The organism is Kitasatospora sp. NPDC087314 (assembly GCF_044744365.1).
Classification (GTDB): domain Bacteria; phylum Actinomycetota; class Actinomycetes; order Streptomycetales; family Streptomycetaceae; genus Kitasatospora.
In genome coordinates this window covers 50,717-65,927 of the sequence record NZ_JBIUYE010000021.1, presented here as the reverse complement: position 1 = coordinate 65,927, position 15,211 = coordinate 50,717, and the positions used below count along the sequence as shown (strand labels likewise).

The window sequence follows — 15,211 nt, the reverse complement described above, 5'->3', positions numbered from 1 at the left end:
GTCGAGGCCGACGGTTCACGCCGCTGATGTCTCCCCTGGTTGACATCAGCGGCTGCCGAACCGCTCCACCAACGCCTCTTCGAAGGTCCCCCGGCCCACCGCCCGCTCCGGCGTGAGGTTCCCGCCAGCCCGCAGCGCCCGGCCCACCGTCCCCGGCACCCGTACCGGCAGCAGCACCCGCCGCCGACCCGCCGCCCGCAGGTACGCCTCGGCCAGCTCCCGGTACGACCACACCCGAGGCCCGCCCACCTCCGGCGCGTACCCGACCGGCTTCTCCCCCACCAGCTCCACCACCCGCGCCGCCACCTCCCGCACGTCCACCGGCTGGATCCGCACCCCGCCCGGCACCGGGAACACCGGCAGCCTCGCCGACCCGTCGAAGACCCTCAGCAGCAGCTCGTGGAACTGCGTCGCCCGCAGCACCGTCCACCCCGGACCCGACTCCCGCACCACCCGCTCACAGGCGAGCTTCGCCCGGTAGTACGGGATCGGCACCCGGTCGATCCCCACGATCGAGACGTACAGCAGGTGCCGTACCCCCGCCCTCCCGGCCTCCGCCGCCAGCGTCCGGACCGCGGCCACGTCCTTGCGCCCCACCGTGGTCGCGCAGTCCACCACCACCTCGACCCCGGCCACCGCCCCGGCGATCCCCGCCCCGGTCACCAGGTCCCCGACCACCCACTCGACCCCGTCACCCCCGCTTCGCGCCCGCCGGCTCAACGCCCGCACCGCCACCCCCCGCGCGACCAGCAGCCGCACCACCTCCCGCCCCAACGTCCCCGTCGCCCCGGTCACCAGCACCGTCCCCGCCACCACACCACTCCTCCACTCGAACCCCGTCACCCCCTACCGACCACCCACCGCCCCCATCCGTGACATCGACCGCCCCCCAGGCAACGGGAGGAGGAAACGAGAAGAGGCGGGGCGAGGACCTGAAGTCCTCGCCCCGCCTCAGCGGTGGCTCACCCGCGTGGGGTCAGTACCGGCGGTCAGCTGCAGCCGCTGGTGGAGCCGCAGCCCTCGCAGAGGTAGCAGCTGCCGGCGCGGCGCATCTTGGTGCCGCAGGAGAAGCAGAGCGGGGCGTCGGCGTTGAGGCCGAGCTGGATCTCGATCAGCTCCGTGGAGTTGTGCGCCTGCGCCGGGCTCGCCTTGGGAGCGGCCTTGGGCGCTGCAGCGGCGGGAGCCGGCGCGGCGACCACCGGGGCGGACTGGGCGAGCGACTCGGTGTCGAGCTCCTCGGCCTCCAGCGGCTCGTAGGAGCCCGTCTCCAGGTGACGCTGGCGCTCCTCGACGGAGTGGATGCCGAGCGCCGAGCGGGTCTCGAACGGCAGGAAGTCCAGCGCCAGGCGGCGGAAGATGTAGTCGACGATCGACTGCGCCATCCGCACGTCCGGGTCGTCGGTCAGACCGGCCGGCTCGAAGCGCATGTTGGTGAACTTCGAGACGTAGGTCTCCAGCGGCACGCCGTACTGCAGGCCGACCGAGACGGCGATGGAGAAGGCGTCCATCATGCCCGCGAGGGTCGAGCCCTGCTTGGACATCTTGAGGAAGACCTCGCCGAGGCCGTCGTCCGGGTAGGAGTTGGCGGTCATGTAGCCCTCGGCGCCACCGACCGTGAAGGAGGTGGTGATGCCCGGGCGGCCCTTGGGCAGGCGCTTGCGGACCGGGCGGTACTCGACGACCTTCTCGACCGCGGCGGCCGGGGCCTCCTCGGCCTTGGTCTCGGAGTCCTTCTTCTTCGCCGAGAGCGGCTGGCCGACCTTCGAGTTTTCGCGGTAGATGGCGAGCGCCTTGACGCCCATCTTCCACGCCTCGAAGTAGATCTCCTCGACATCCTCGACGGTCGCGGAGGCCGGCATGTTGACGGTCTTGGAGATGGCGCCGGAGATCCACGGCTGGATCGCGGACATCATCCGCACGTGGCCCATCGGCGAGATGGAGCGCTCGCCCATCGCGCAGTCGAACACCTCGTAGTGCTCGGCCTTGAGGCCCGGGGCGTCCACCACGTTGCCGTGCTCGGCGATGTGGGCGACGATCGCCTCGATCTGCTCGTCCTGGTAGCCGAGGCGCTTGAGGGCGCGCGGGACGGTGCCGTTGACGATCTGCATCGAGCCGCCACCGACGAGCTTCTTGAACTTGACCAGGGCGAGGTCGGGCTCGACGCCGGTGGTGTCGCAGTCCATCATCAGGCCGATGGTGCCGGTGGGGGCGAGCACCGAGGCCTGGGCGTTGCGGAAACCGTTCTGCGCGCCGATGCGCAGGACGTCCTGCCAGGTGTCGTTGGCCGCGGCCCAGACCGGGGCGTCCAGCTCGTCGAGCGAGACGGCGGCGACCGAGGCGTCCGCGTGCTGCTTCATGACCCGCTGGTGCGGGGCGGCGTTGCGGGCGTAGCCGTCGTACGGGCCGACGACGCCGGCGAGTTCGGCGCCGCGGCGGTAGGCGGTGCCGGTCATCAGCGAGGTGATGGCGCCGGCCAGGGCGCGGCCGCCCTCGCTGTCGTAGGCGTGGCCGGTGGCCATCAGCAGGGCGCCGAGGTTGGCGTAGCCGATGCCGAGCTGGCGGAACGCGCGGGTGGTCTCGCCGATCTTCTCGGTGGGGAAGTCCGCGAAGCAGATGGAGATGTCCATCGCGGTGATGACCAGCTCGACGACCTTGGCGAAGGTCCCGGCGTCGAACGAGTCGTCGTCGCGCAGGAACTTCATCAGGTTCAGCGAGGCGAGGTTGCAGCTGGAGTTGTCCAGGTGCATGTACTCGGAGCAGGGGTTGGACGCGTTGATGCGGCCGGACTCCGGGCAGGTGTGCCAGTGGTTGATCGTGGAGTCGTACTGGATCCCGGGGTCGGCGCAGGCCCAGGCGGCCTCGGCCATCTTGCGGAACAGCTTCTTGGCGTCGACGGTCTCGATGACCTCGCCGGTCATCCGGGCGCGCAGGCCGAATTCGGTGCCGTTCTCGACGGCGGTCATGAATTCGTCGGAGACGCGGACCGAGTTGTTGGCGTTCTGGTACTGGACGGAGGTGATGTCGTCGCCGCCGAGGTCCATGTCGAAGCCGGCGTCGCGCAGGGCGCGGATCTTCTCCTCCTCCTTCACCTTGGTCTCGATGAAGGCCTCGACGTCCGGGTGGTCGACGTCGAGCACGACCATCTTCGCCGCGCGGCGGGTGGCGCCGCCGGACTTGATGGTGCCGGCGGAGGCGTCGGCGCCGCGCATGAAGGAGACCGGGCCGGAGGCGTTGCCGCCGGAGGACAGCAGCTCCTTCGAGGAGCGGATCCGGGAGAGGTTGAGGCCGGCGCCGGAGCCGCCCTTGAAGATCATGCCCTCTTCCTTGTACCAGTCGAGGATCGACTCCATGGAGTCGTCGACGGCCAGGATGAAGCAGGCGCTGACCTGCTGGGGCTGCTTGGTGCCGACGTTGAACCAGACCGGCGAGTTGAAGCTGAACACCTGGTGGAGGAGGGCGTGGGTCAGCTCGTGCTCGAAGACCTCGGCGTCGTCCTTGGTGGCGAAGTAGCCGTGCTTCTCGCCGGCGGCGCGGTAGGTGAGCACCACGCGGTCGATGATCTGCTTGAGGCTCCACTCGCGCTGCGGGGTGCCGACGGCGCCGCGGAAGTACTTGGACGTGACGATGTTGACGGCGTTGACCGACCAGAAGTCGGGGAACTCGACGCCGCGCTGCTCGAAGTTGATCGACCCGTCACGCCAGTTGGTCATGACGACGTCACGCCGCTCCCAGCGGACCTCGTCGTACGGGTGCACGCCAGGAGTGGTGTAGATGCGCCCGATCCGCAGACCACCCTTGGGTGCCTTGCCGGCGCCCTTGGCAGCGGCCTTGTCGGACTTCGACCCTCGTGCGGAACCGCTCGTGGTGTCTGTCACTTCTCCTCCTCCTGGGCAAACGCCCGAAGTGCCCTGAAAAGTCCGGGCACCGCTGGCTCGTTCTTCCGGTGTGCGGGCAGGCGGAGACATCGCCCGCTCACGCACGGTTTGTAGTGTTCTGCGCCCCGTTTCCGGGCGCGCGGGGCCCCGCGGGGCCGATGCGGTGCAGCAGGCCCCTTCGGAACGGGGCCGGGTTGCCGACGCCTCCTAGGGCGCGGCGGCGGCGACGGGCACGCAGGTGCCGTCCGCCTCGGGGTCGGGCCGCTGGGCGCGGAGTTCCGCGATGGCGGCCTCGAAGTCCTCCAGTCCGTCGTACGCCTGGTACACGCTGGCGAAGCGCAGGTAGGCGACCACGTCGAGTTCCTTGAGCGGGCCGAGTATGGCCAGCCCGACGTCGTGGGTGGTCAGCTCGGCGTTGCCGGTGGCGCGCACGCACTCCTCGACCCGCTGGCCGAGCTGGGCGAGGGCGTCCTCGGTGACCGGGCGGCCCTGACAGGCCTTCCGGACGCCGGAGATGACCTTCTGCCGGGAGAACGGTTCGGTGACCCCGCTGCGCTTGACGACCATCAGCGCGGCCGTCTCCACGGTGGTGAAGCGGCGGCCGCAGTCCGGGCACTGCCGGCGGCGGCGGATGGAACTGCCGTCCTCGTTGGTCCGGCTGTCGACAACGCGGCTGTCGGAGTGCCGGCAGAAGGGGCAGTGCACCTGGAGATCCCTCCCTGGCAGGACGTGCGGACCGGTTGAGTCTATGCGATGCGACCCCGGCCTCGGCAAGCTGATCATGCGCCGTAACCACTAGTACTGGGCACGGAGAGGACTGTAACCACTAGATGTAGGCCTCCGGGGGAAGCGACACCCCTGGCGTGTCGGCGCCGATTAGACTGCCGAGGTCGACATCAGGTCGAACATTTACTCGATGTACAACAAAGCCTTGATCGAGTCAGCCAACTCCCGAATAATTCACTCGAACGTGTGTTTGGCGCAACCTTTCGATAGGAGGGGCGTTGGGCTGGAAAAGGGGAGAGGACAGCCGTCGAGAGGGGCCGCCGTGAACACCATCGAAAGCAACACCATCCCGGTGCAGGAACACTCCCAGTTCAAGGTGGGGCAGCGCACCACGAATCAGCAGAGCGTGGACATCAGCATGGACCGTAGCGAAGACCACCGACTCTCCGGCCAGGCCCTTTCCAGCACGAGCCGCGTTCCGGACCAGCCGATCGAACACTCCCCCGCGCTCGACGACGCCCACCCGGCGCCCACTCGCGCGATGCCCGGCCGCCCCCCCGGAATCCGCACCGACGAGGCCGGGCTCACCGAGCGCCAGCGCCGGGTGATCGAGGTCATCCGGGACTCCGTCCAGCGCCGGGGCTACCCGCCGTCCATGCGCGAGATCGGCCAGGCCGTCGGCCTGTCCAGCACCTCTTCGGTCGCCCACCAGCTGATGGCCCTGGAGCGCAAGGGCTTCCTGCGCCGCGACCCGCACCGCCCGCGCGCCTACGAGGTCCGCGGCGTCGAGGTGGCCCGTCCGAACACCGCCGAGACGGCCGGCCGGCCGTCCACCTCGTACGTGCCGCTGGTCGGCCGGATCGCGGCCGGCGGGCCGATCCTCGCCGAGCAGACGGTCGAGGACGTCTTCCCGCTGCCCCGCCAGCTGGTCGGCGAGGGCGAGCTGTTCGCGCTCACCGTGCGCGGCGACTCGATGATCGAGGCGGCCATCTGCGACGGCGACTGGGTCACCGTGCGCCGCCAGCCGGTCGCCGAGAACGGCGACATCGTGGCCGCGATGATCGACGGCGAGGCGACGGTCAAGCGGCTCAAGCGCGAGGACGGCCGGATCTGGCTGATGCCGCACAACCCCGCGTACGAGCCGATCAACGGCGACAACGCGACCATCCTGGGCAAGGTCGTCGCGGTCCTGCGCCGCCTCTGACGCCTCCGCGCGCACGAACCGGGAGAAGGGGCTCCACCGCACCGCTGCGGGGAGCCCCTCCGGCGTCCAGGGCGCGTCCGACGAGTCCCGCCGCTCAGCCCCGCTTCACCACCGGCCTGACCGGCGGCGCCGAGGCGTCGATCGCCGCCAGCGAGCGGCGCACCTGGTTGCGGTCCGTGGTGTACCAGAACTCCGGCATCGAGGACCGGAAGAAGCTCCCGTACCGCTTGGTCTCCACCCGCGGGTCCAGCACCGCGACCACGCCCCGGTCGTCCGCCGCGCGCACCAGCCGGCCCGCGCCCTGCGCCATCAGCAGCGCCGCGTGCGTCGCCGCGACGGCCATGAAGCCGTTCCCGCCGCGCTGTTCGACGTCCTTCTGGCGGGCACTCATCAGCGGGTCGTCCGGTCGGGGGAACGGGATGCGGTCCATCACGACCAGCTGGCAGGCCGAGCCGGGCACGTCCACGCCCTGCCAGAGCGAGAGCGTGCCGAACAGGCAGGTGGACGCGTCCGAGGCGAACTCGCGGATCAACTCGCCCAGGGTGTCCTCCCCCTGGAGCAGGATCCGGTTGTCCAGCCGCTCCCGCAGCGCCTCGGCGGCGGTCTGGGCGCCACGCATCGAGGAGAACAGGCCCAGCGTGCGCCCGCCGGCCGCGCCGATCAGCTCGGCCAACTCGTCCAGCATGTCGGGCCGTTCCGGATCGCGTCCGGGATCGGCGAGGTGCCGGGCGACGTACAGGATGCCCTGCTTGGGGTACTTGAACGGCGAGCCGACGTCGATCCCCCGCCAGTGCGGCACCGCGTCCTCGCCGAAGCCCGGTTCCGGGTTGTCCCCGGGGGTGCGCTCGTCCGGCAGCCGGGCCTCCGAGGGCAGGCCGACCGAGGCGGCGACGCCGTTGAAGTCCCCGCCGAGCTTGAGGGTGGCCGAGGTGAGCACCACCGAGCGCTCCTTGTACAGGCCCTCGCGCAGCAGCCCGGAGACGCTGAGCGGGGCGACCCGCAGCGAGGCCGTACCCATCCCGAAGCGGTCGCTGCGCTCGATCCAGACCACGTCGTACTCGGAGTCCTCCAGCAGCCGCTCGGCGGTCTCGTGCAGCGACTCGGCGGAGGCCATCGCCTGCTTGCGGACGGCGTCCTCGTCGCTGAGGCCCTTGTCGCGGGTCTCGCCGAGGGAGCTGATCACCTGGCGCGCGGCGTCCCGGATCGCGGTGACCGCGTACGCCAGATACTCGGGCAGCTCCTCGACCCGGCCGGGCTGGGCGGTCTCCATCAGGCCGTGGTAGTTCTCGGCGGCGGCCTGCAGGGCGTCCACGGCCTTCTCGTTGGCGAGCCGGGCGGCGCGCTTGACCGCCCGGTTGACCGCGCCGACGGTCAGCTCGGCGGTGGCCGCGCCGGTGACCCGGTTGACCAGTTCGTGCGCCTCGTCGACGATCAGCAGCCCGTGCTCGGGCAGCACCGGCGCGCCCTCGATCGCGTCGATCGCGAGCATCGCGTGGTTGGTGACCACGACGTCCGCCAGCTTGGCCCGCTCCCGGGCCTTCTCCGCGAAGCACTCCTGCCCGTACGCGCAGCGGGTGGCGCCCAGGCACTCCTTGGAGGTGACCGCCAGCTGGGCCCAGGCCTTGTCGGAGACGCCGGGGCTGAGGTCGTCCCGGTCCCCGGTGTCGGTCTCCTCGGCCCACTCGCGCAGCCGCAGCACGTCCTGCCCGAGCTTGCTGGCGGGCCCGCCGAGCGCCTCGGCCGCGTCGAACAGGCCCTCGCCCTCGTCGCTCGGGGTGCCCTCGTTGGCCCGGTGCAGGCACAGGTAGTTGGAGCGGCCCTTGAGCATCGCGAACAGCGGGCGGCGGCGGAGCACCGGGTGCAGCGCCTCGACGGTGCGCGGCAAGTCCCGTTCGACCAGCTGGCGTTGCAGCGCCAGAGTGGCGGTGGCGACCACCACGCGGTCCCCGTGGGCGACCGCCGGCACCAGGTAGGCGAGGGACTTTCCGGTGCCGGTGCCGGCCTGGACGAGCAGGTGCTCGGCGTTGTCGACGGCGTCGGCGACGGCCTCGGCCATCCGGACCTGGCCGGGCCGCTCGACGCCGCCGACGGCCGCCACCGCGGCGTGCAGCAGGTCGGGAATGCGCGAGCGCGGGACGGCGGTGGCTTCCTCGACGTCGACGGCGGCGTCGCCATCCTCGCCTGGGAGCTCGGTCGCGCCGGGGAGCTGGGATTCGGAGTCGTTCGTCATGACCCTCCCAGCCTACGGGGCAGGGGTGACAATCCGGCTCCGTCGCCCGGGAAGATCCGCCTCCAGGGTCACCAGGGCGTTCGGGACGGTCCCGTACCGGGCGGCGTGCGGGCGGTGCGGGCGGTCCTGGTAGCCGTCGAGCAGCAGCCGGTTGCGGTTGAGGCAGAGCCGGTCGATCCGGGGCCGGAACAGGTCGAACAGCTCGAAGCGCTCGCGCAGCCCGGGGAAGCGGTCCTGGTAACGGCGGACCTCGGCGCGCAGCAGGGCCCAGAACTCGGCCTCGGGCAGCCCGGTCTGCGCCTCCAGCAGCGGGGCGAGGAAGCGGAAGACGCCGATGAACAGCCCGGAGTGGATGAACTGGCAGAGCTCCTGCGGGCCGTCCCGCAGCAGCACGTCGTCGACCTCGGCGGGCAGGCCGCGCAGTTCGGGCAGGTCCTGGTCGCTGAGGTTGACGTCGTCGACGAAGTCCTTGACCGCGAGCCGGGCGGGGACGTCGTGCTCGTCGAAGACGACGATGGCGTTCTCGCCGTGCGGGGAGAAGACCAGCCCGTACCGGTAGAGGAAGTGCAGCAGCGGCGGCAGCATGGCGCCGAACAGCCGGCCGGTCCACGCGGCGGCGGTGAGGCCGGAGCGGGCGATCAGTTCGGCGGCGAGGGCCCGGCCGTCGGAGCCGGTCTGCAGCAGGGCGGCCAGCGTGCGGGCGCGTTCGCCGCCGGTCAGGAAGGGGCCGAGCGGTTCGCGCCAGATCGCGCCGAGGAGTTCCTTGTACTGGTACGGCGCCTCGGGCAGCTCGCGGTAGAGCGGGTGGTCGACGGTGACGGAGGCGATCTCGCCGAGCAGGATCACCCGACACTCCTCGCGCAGGTACGGGTCGGCGTCGCGCAGGCCGTGGATCCAGGCGGTGACGGCGGGCGCGGCGAGGGTGCGTTCGGTGGGCAGGCCGCGCCAGACCAGGGTGTTGAGGATGGACAGCGGCAGTTTGACGGTGCAGCGCTCGGGGTGGGCGGTGTTGAAGAAGGAGCGGATGGACTGCTGGGGCAGCCGTGGGTCGCCGTCGGAGGGCAGCGGGACGATCTCGCCGGAGGCGATCCAGGGCGCGAACAGCGGGACGACCGTCTCGTCCCACTGCCAGGGGTGGACGGGCAGCAGCAGGTAGTCGTCGGCGGCCGGGCCGAGGGCGGCGCGCAGCGCGTCCGGGTCGTCGAGTTCGCGGGCGTACAGCTGCTCGGGCCGCTCCAGGCCGGGTACGCCGCGGTACTCGGCGAGCCGGCGGTGGACGGCGATCCAGGGCAGCGGGCGCGGGGTGCGGGCCTCCGGGGTCCAGCGGGCGGCGTCGGCGGCGGAGAAGCCGATCCGGCCCTTGTTGGGGACGATCCAGGGGTGGCCGTTCTGGCGGCCCTCCAGGGCGGGGTGGTCGAGGTCGGCGAGTTCGGCGGCGGTGAGCGCGGTGGCGAGCTGGTGCGCGTCGGCGGTCAGGGTGGCGGTGAGTTCGCGGATCAGGTGGCCGGTGGTCTCGCCGCGCAGTCCGAGGGCGTGCCGGGCGTGCGGGAGGAAGCGCAGCGGGTCGAGGCCGTCCGGGTCGGAGCAGCGGACCGACGCCGGGTCGACCTGCCAGCTTCCGTAGGCGCCGCGGCGGGCGGTGAAGCGGTATTCGGCCTCGGGCAGCCAGAGCAGGTACTCGCCGTCGGCGGCACCGCGGACGGGGGTGAGCAGTTCCTCGTAGGCGAACTCGCCGAGCATCTTGGCCAGCAGGGCTCGGCCGGCCCGCCGCCAGTGCCCGGCGGTCAGGTGCGGGGGCAGGTACAACGGCGGTTCAGCGGCCGGCGGTTGCGGCACGGGTCAGCTCCTGGGGGCGGGGGACGACGGGGGTGCTCTCGGTGGGGGCGTGCTCCGTGGGGGGACGCTCGGCGGCGGGCGTGCGCCCGACGACGGGGACGGCCCCGGGCGGCGCGAAGCCGGTCCAGGCGGTGCGGGTGGGTAGCCGCTGGACGGTCCGGCCGGTGACGGCGTTGAGGATCACGGCGGCCCGGTGGGCGCCGAGGCCCAGGTCGGGGGTGCCGACGCCGTGGGTGTGCAGTTCGGCGTTCTGGACGTAGAGGCCGCCGGTGAGTTCGGGCCGGGTGGCGACCCGGTGGTCGAGGTCGACCCGGTAGCGCCCGTCCCGGTCCCAGTCGATCAGCCGGGCCAGCGGTTCGAGCGCGGCCGGGCGGGCGGCCCGGTAGCCGGTGGCGAGCACCACGGCGTCGGTGCGCAGGAGGCGTTCGGAGCCGGAGTCGGCGTGCCGGCAGCGCAGTTCGAGGCCGCCGCAGGGGCCGGGACGGGCCTCGGTGACGGCGGTGCCGGGGGTGATCTCGACCGGGGCGGTGTCGATCGGGGCGCCGATGGTGCGCTCGTAGAGGTGGTCGTGGATCTCGGCGAGGGTCTCGGCGCTGGCGGCCTTGTGCAGCTGCCACTGGGCGCTGACCAGGGCGTCCCGGACGGGTTCGGGCAGGCTGTGGAAGTAGCGGGTGTAGTCGGGGGTGAAGTGCTCCAGGCCGAGCTTGGAGTACTCCATGGGTGCGAGCGCCCTGGTCCGGGTGAGCCAGCGCAGCCGGACGCCGTCGCCCTCGTGGCGCCGGAGCAGGTCGAGGAAGACCTCGGCACCGGACTGCCCGCTGCCGATCACGGTGATGTCGCGGGCGCCGGCGAGGTCGTCGCGGCGGTCCAGGTAGTCGGCGGAGTGGAAGGCGTGCGGGTGGCCGTCGAGGGCGGTGAAGGCCTCGGGCAGGACGGGCCGGGTGCCGACGCCGAGGGCGAGGTTGCGGGCGTGCACCTCGGTCCGGCGCCCGGTCGCGGTGTCGGTCAGCTCGGCCCGGAACAGGCCGCCCCCTCCCGGGCCGGCGACCCAGTGCAGGGCGGTGACCTCGGTGCCGAAGCGGCAGCTGTCGAGCCGTTCGGCGGCCCAGCGGCAGTAGTGGTCGTACTCGCGGCGGGGCAGGTGGAAGCGCTCGGCGAAGTAGAACGGGAAGAGCCGGTCCTGCTCGCGCAGGTAGTTGAGGAAGGACCACGGGTTGGTCGGGTCGACGAGGGAGACCAGGTCGGCCAGGAACGGCACCTGCATCCGGGCCCCGTCCACCAGCATGCCGGGGTGCCAGCGGAACTCCGGACGCTGGTCGCAGAAGAGCGTGCGCAGGCCGGGGACGGGGTCGGCGAGCGCGGCGAGCGAGAGGTTGAAGGGGCCGATGCCGACGCCGAGCAGGTCGTACGGCGGCTGGGGTGCGGGGGTGTCCACGAGGGTGTCCTAGGCGGGGAGGGGGAGCCGGGCGCGGATCATCAGGGCGGCGCGCTTGTCGGGCAGGTCGAGTTCGGCGTCCGACCGGAATCCGGCCCGTTCGAAGGCCCGGACGGAGCGCCGGTTGCGGACGTCCGGTTCGGCGACGACCCGCTCGCAGCACGGGCGTCGCCGCAGGATCCGCTCGGCGAGGGCGGCCAGCAGGACGGCACCGAGGCCCCGGCCGCGGCTCTCGGCGGGGCCGAGCAGCAGGTGGACGCCGGTGTCGTGCGGGCGGGCCGGGTAGTGCCGGGCGAGCGGGTCGAGGTCGGCGCGGTAGACCTCCCAGTAGCTCATCGGGGCCCCGTCGAGCAGGCCGAGGCAGGGCACGCTGCGGCCGTCGCCGTCCAGTTGGGCCCGGAGGTGCCGTTCGGTGACGTCGGGCGGACCGGCGAGCTCCCAGAACGCGGCGATCTCGGGGTCGTTCATCCACCCGGCGAGCAGGTCCAGGTCGGCGGGCAGCCGGACCGGGCGGAGCCGGAACTCGCCGACCGGGGTGGGGATCGCGCCCCACCCCGGCAGGTCGTCGAGCATGCTCATGCGCCCGCCAGCGGGTTGGGGATGTCCACGTAGACGGACTGGGTGGCGACCGGGCCGACCAGTTCGTCCAGGCCGTTGATCCGGGTGAGCAGGTTGGCCTTGCAGGGCAGGGTGGGCGCGTCGAGCAGCAGCGCGGGCAGCGCCGAGCCGGTGGCGGCGGCCCGCGGGCCGGCCAGGAACCGGCGCAGCCCGGCCAGCAGGACGGCCTCGTCGGCGAGCCCCTGGCTGCCGAAGGCGCCGACCAGGCCGAGGACGTGGTTGATGCCGAGGTAGTACGCGAAGTGGTGGTCGATCACCTCGTCCGGCAGGAAGGTGTCGCTGTGCGCGCCGAGCCCGGGCAGCCGCGCGGTGAGCCGGTCGGCGGCGCCCTCCCGGTAGTAGTAGCCCTGGTTGTCGCGGTAGCGGCCACCGCTGGGCCAGCCGTCGGCGTCGAGCAGGACGAGGCTGTTCTGCTGGTGGGCCTCCAGGGCGATGCCGGCCCGGCCGTCCAGCCACAGGACGGGCAGCACGACGGCGTCCAGGTAGCGCAGGAACCATTCGGCGGCGACGGTCCGGAGCGGGCGGCCGCAGCGCGCGGCGAGCGCCCGCAGGGTGTCGCCGAGCCGGGACGGGACGGCGTCGCCGGTGCCGAGCGGCTGTTCGGCGACGAACCCGGCGACGCACAGCGCGCGGTCGGCGGGGGCGAAGGGCTGGGCGCGCAGCACGGTGTCCAGGCCCCCCGGGTCGCCGAGGCCGGGGTGGTCGACGCCGATCCAGGCCGGGTCGCGCACGATGTCGAAGCCGGGGTGGGCGGCCCGCCACTCGGCGGCCAGGCCGCTCTCCAGCAACCGGTGCACCTCCAGGCCGCGGTGGAGTTCCTTGCGCAGGTTCTCCCGGCGGGAGTTGGTGATCCGCAGGCCGAGCGAGAGCTTGAGCATCCACGGGGTGCCGGGCCGGTAGACGGTGCGCACCGAGGAGGTGGGGTGCCAGGGTTCGCCGGCCGGGCCGAGGTCGTGCAGCAGCCCGTCGGCGAGCAGGGCGGCGACGGCCGGGCGGTGGGCGAGTTCGCGGGCCTGCCAGGGGTGCAGGGGCAGGGCGGCGGTGCCGGGCGGCAGGGCCGCGTGGCCGCCGAGCAGGCCGGCGGTGATCCGGTCGGCGCTCTCGGTGAGGGCGGAGCCGGCGGCGAGCAGGTCACGGTGCACCGCGTACCAGTGGAGTTGGAAGGAGCCGTGCAGTTCGGGCGAGTAGGCGGCGCTCTGGGCCGGGCCGAGGCCGTCGCGGCTCTTCGGGGTGGGGTGCAGCGGGTGGCCGAGCAGCAGGGACTGCTCGGCGGCGAGGAAGTGCGAGCGCTCCGGGCCGCCGGAGGGGGCGGCGGTGCGGCGGTGGGCGAGGATGTCGGCGGTGCGGACGACCGAGTCGGCGACCCGGGCGGCGAGGTCGGCGACCTGCCCGGGGTCGGGGCGGTCGGCGGCCGCGGCGGCGAGCAGCGCGGCCGTGGTGACGGCGTCCACGGGGGCGTCGGCGGTGCCCTCGCCGGCCGAGAGGACGGCGGGGCCGAACCGGTGCCAGCCGGCGGGCGACCAGTAGCGGACGGGGGCGGAGAGCCGGGCGGCGCCGCCGAGGACGGCGATCCGCAGCCGGCCGTCGGGGCCGGGACGGGCGCCGGTCTCGCGCGTCCAGCAGCGCAGCAGGGCTTCCAGCGCGGCCTGTTCGGCGGCGACGGCGGGGTCCGGGTGCAGCAGCGGGTCGGGCTCGGCCGACCGGTCCGCGTGCAGCAGCGGGTCGGGCGGGGCTCCGGTGAGGGCGGTGCTCAAGGCTGCTCCTTGGGGCGCGTGGGGGTGCGGACGCGCACGGGTGGTGGAGGGGATTCGGCGGGCGCTCGCACCATCGCGTCAGGTAAGGGTTACCTATCCCCGACGGGTGATCACAAGGTCGGCTCACTCGTCCAGGTGAAGATCGGGGATTGTCCTCCACCGGGGCGGACCGTCCTGCTGGGCCGACGAGCCGACTGCGGCCACGTCACGGATCGGTGACCTCCGGTCAGGGCCGGAACCCGGGGGGCGGCCGTCGCCGTCCTGGTGACCGGTGGAAGACTCCACAGCGGCGAGCCGCCGCACGACAACCCGATCGAGCCCAGGGGGAAGCGCACAGATGCCATCGATCCACCGGTCAGCCATGGCCGTCGCCCTCGTCACGGGGACGCTGCTCGCGGCGAGCGCCTGCGGGCCGGACGGCCCGGCGGGCGGTGGCGGCACCGCCGCGCCGCCGCCCGCCTCCGCGAACCCGACCAGCACCGCCGCGGGCAGCGGCGGCGTGATCGGCGGGATCACCCTCCCGTCGGGCATCCCGACCAGCCTGCTGGAGGGCCTGCCGAAGAGCTGGGACGACCTGAAGAAGTGGAAGTTCGAGGACTGGGACTCCTGGGCGTCCAAGCACGTCTTCAACAACCCCGTGGTGAAGGACTTCTGGAACCCGGACAAGATGGGCGATTCCAAGCCCGCCGAGCCGGCCCCGCCCACCGCCAAACCGGCCACCGACGACGGCGTGACCGACCCCGATCCGCCGGCGGTCAAGGCGGTGCCGGTGCCCCGCCCGTACACCAAGCAGCCGTCCGGGAAGGTGTTCTTCAGTGCCCAGGGCGGCCGGGGCAACTGCTCCGCGACGGTGATCACCGACCCGCAGCACCCGGGCAAGAGCAACCTGGTCTGGACGGCGGGCCACTGCGTGCACTCGGGCAAGGGCGGCGACTTCTACAAGGACCTGGTCTTCGTGCCCGCCTACAACAACTCGGGTGCCTCCAGCGGTGGCAAGAAGGCCCCGCTGTCCGAACTGGCCCCGCTGGGCACCTGGTGGGCCGACCTGGTCACCACCTCGCCGCAGTGGATGGTCGAGGGCGGCGGCAGCGGTGACGCCGCGAACCAGTACGACTTCGCCGTCATGCGGGTGCACAACCAGAACGACACCGGCAAGTCGCTGGAGGAGACGGTCGGTTCGGCCGTCCCGGTCTGGTTCGACGCGCCGCGCGACAAGGTGTCCGTCGCGGCGGTCGGCTACCCGCTCTCCAAGCCGTTCGACGGCCAGGAGTTGTACAAGTGCGAGGGCGGCAGGCCGACCCGGCTGTCGTTCGACCCGAAGCGCCCGTCGATGCTCACCATCGGCTGCACCATGACCCAGGGCGCCAGCGGCGGCGGCTGGTTCGCCACCATGCCGGACGGGAAGACCGCCCTGGTCAGCAACACCTCCATCGGCACCCAGGACCACACCTCGCTGAGCGGCCCGTACCTGGAGGAGGTCGCCAAGCAGGCGCTGGACTGGATCTCCAAGAAGCCGTAGCCCTGAGACCTGTC

Annotated in this window: 10 protein-coding genes; 2 read left to right on the top strand and 8 right to left on the bottom strand. The window is 72.7% G+C overall.

Annotated features, from left to right (window positions below; translation table 11 throughout):
- Positions 1-45: 45 nt before the first annotated feature.
- From ACIO5E_RS35545 to nrdR, 3 genes are all read right to left on the bottom strand, one after another.
- The gene (locus ACIO5E_RS35545; RefSeq protein WP_400676032.1) at positions 46-813 is read right to left on the bottom strand and encodes an SDR family oxidoreductase; all 768 of its coding nucleotides are present in this window, start codon (positions 811-813) and stop codon (positions 46-48) included.
- A 176-nt stretch (positions 814-989) separates the two neighbouring features.
- Complete coding sequence (locus ACIO5E_RS35540; RefSeq protein WP_280685041.1) at positions 990-3,875, bottom strand: vitamin B12-dependent ribonucleotide reductase; 2,886 nt, start codon at positions 3,873-3,875, stop codon at positions 990-992.
- 207 nt (positions 3,876-4,082) lie between these two features.
- A complete protein-coding gene (nrdR, locus tag ACIO5E_RS35535) occupies positions 4,083-4,580 on the bottom strand; it encodes a transcriptional regulator NrdR (protein WP_280685042.1) in 498 nt (165 codons plus the stop codon).
- A gap of 562 nt (positions 4,581-5,142) precedes the next feature.
- Here nrdR and lexA point away from each other — a divergent pair.
- Positions 5,143-5,805 (top strand): transcriptional repressor LexA, encoded by a 663-nt coding sequence (gene lexA / locus ACIO5E_RS35530; protein ID WP_224281048.1) that lies wholly within the window; start codon positions 5,143-5,145, stop codon positions 5,803-5,805.
- A gap of 94 nt (positions 5,806-5,899) precedes the next feature.
- Here the strand turns inward: lexA and ACIO5E_RS35525 are convergent, their stop codons facing one another.
- From ACIO5E_RS35525 to ACIO5E_RS35505, 5 genes are read right to left on the bottom strand one after another with little or no spacing between them, the layout of a single operon-like run.
- Positions 5,900-8,035 carry an ATP-dependent DNA helicase gene (locus ACIO5E_RS35525; protein ID WP_400676029.1) on the bottom strand — a complete coding sequence of 712 codons (2,136 nt, stop codon included), beginning with the start codon at positions 8,033-8,035 and terminating at the stop codon, positions 5,900-5,902.
- Between the two features lie 12 nt (positions 8,036-8,047).
- Complete coding sequence (locus ACIO5E_RS35520; RefSeq protein WP_400676027.1) at positions 8,048-9,871, bottom strand: IucA/IucC family protein; 1,824 nt, start codon at positions 9,869-9,871, stop codon at positions 8,048-8,050.
- The gene (locus tag ACIO5E_RS35515; RefSeq protein ID WP_400676025.1) at positions 9,849-11,306 is read right to left on the bottom strand and encodes a lysine N(6)-hydroxylase/L-ornithine N(5)-oxygenase family protein; all 1,458 of its coding nucleotides are present in this window, start codon (positions 11,304-11,306) and stop codon (positions 9,849-9,851) included. The genes ACIO5E_RS35520 and ACIO5E_RS35515 overlap by 23 nt, the downstream gene beginning before the upstream one ends.
- A gap of 9 nt (positions 11,307-11,315) precedes the next feature.
- On the bottom strand, positions 11,316-11,885 hold the full coding sequence (locus ACIO5E_RS35510; protein ID WP_400676023.1) for a GNAT family N-acetyltransferase: 570 nt from the start codon (positions 11,883-11,885) through the stop codon (positions 11,316-11,318).
- Positions 11,882-13,732 carry an IucA/IucC family protein gene (locus ACIO5E_RS35505; RefSeq protein WP_400676130.1) on the bottom strand — a complete coding sequence of 617 codons (1,851 nt, stop codon included), beginning with the start codon at positions 13,730-13,732 and terminating at the stop codon, positions 11,882-11,884. The genes ACIO5E_RS35510 and ACIO5E_RS35505 overlap by 4 nt, the downstream gene beginning before the upstream one ends.
- Before the next feature lie 283 nt (positions 13,733-14,015).
- Here ACIO5E_RS35505 and ACIO5E_RS35500 point away from each other — a divergent pair, with 283 nt between their 5' ends.
- A complete protein-coding gene (locus ACIO5E_RS35500; RefSeq protein WP_400676021.1) occupies positions 14,016-15,197 on the top strand; it encodes a trypsin-like serine peptidase in 1,182 nt (393 codons plus the stop codon).
- Positions 15,198-15,211: the final 14 nt, after the last annotated feature.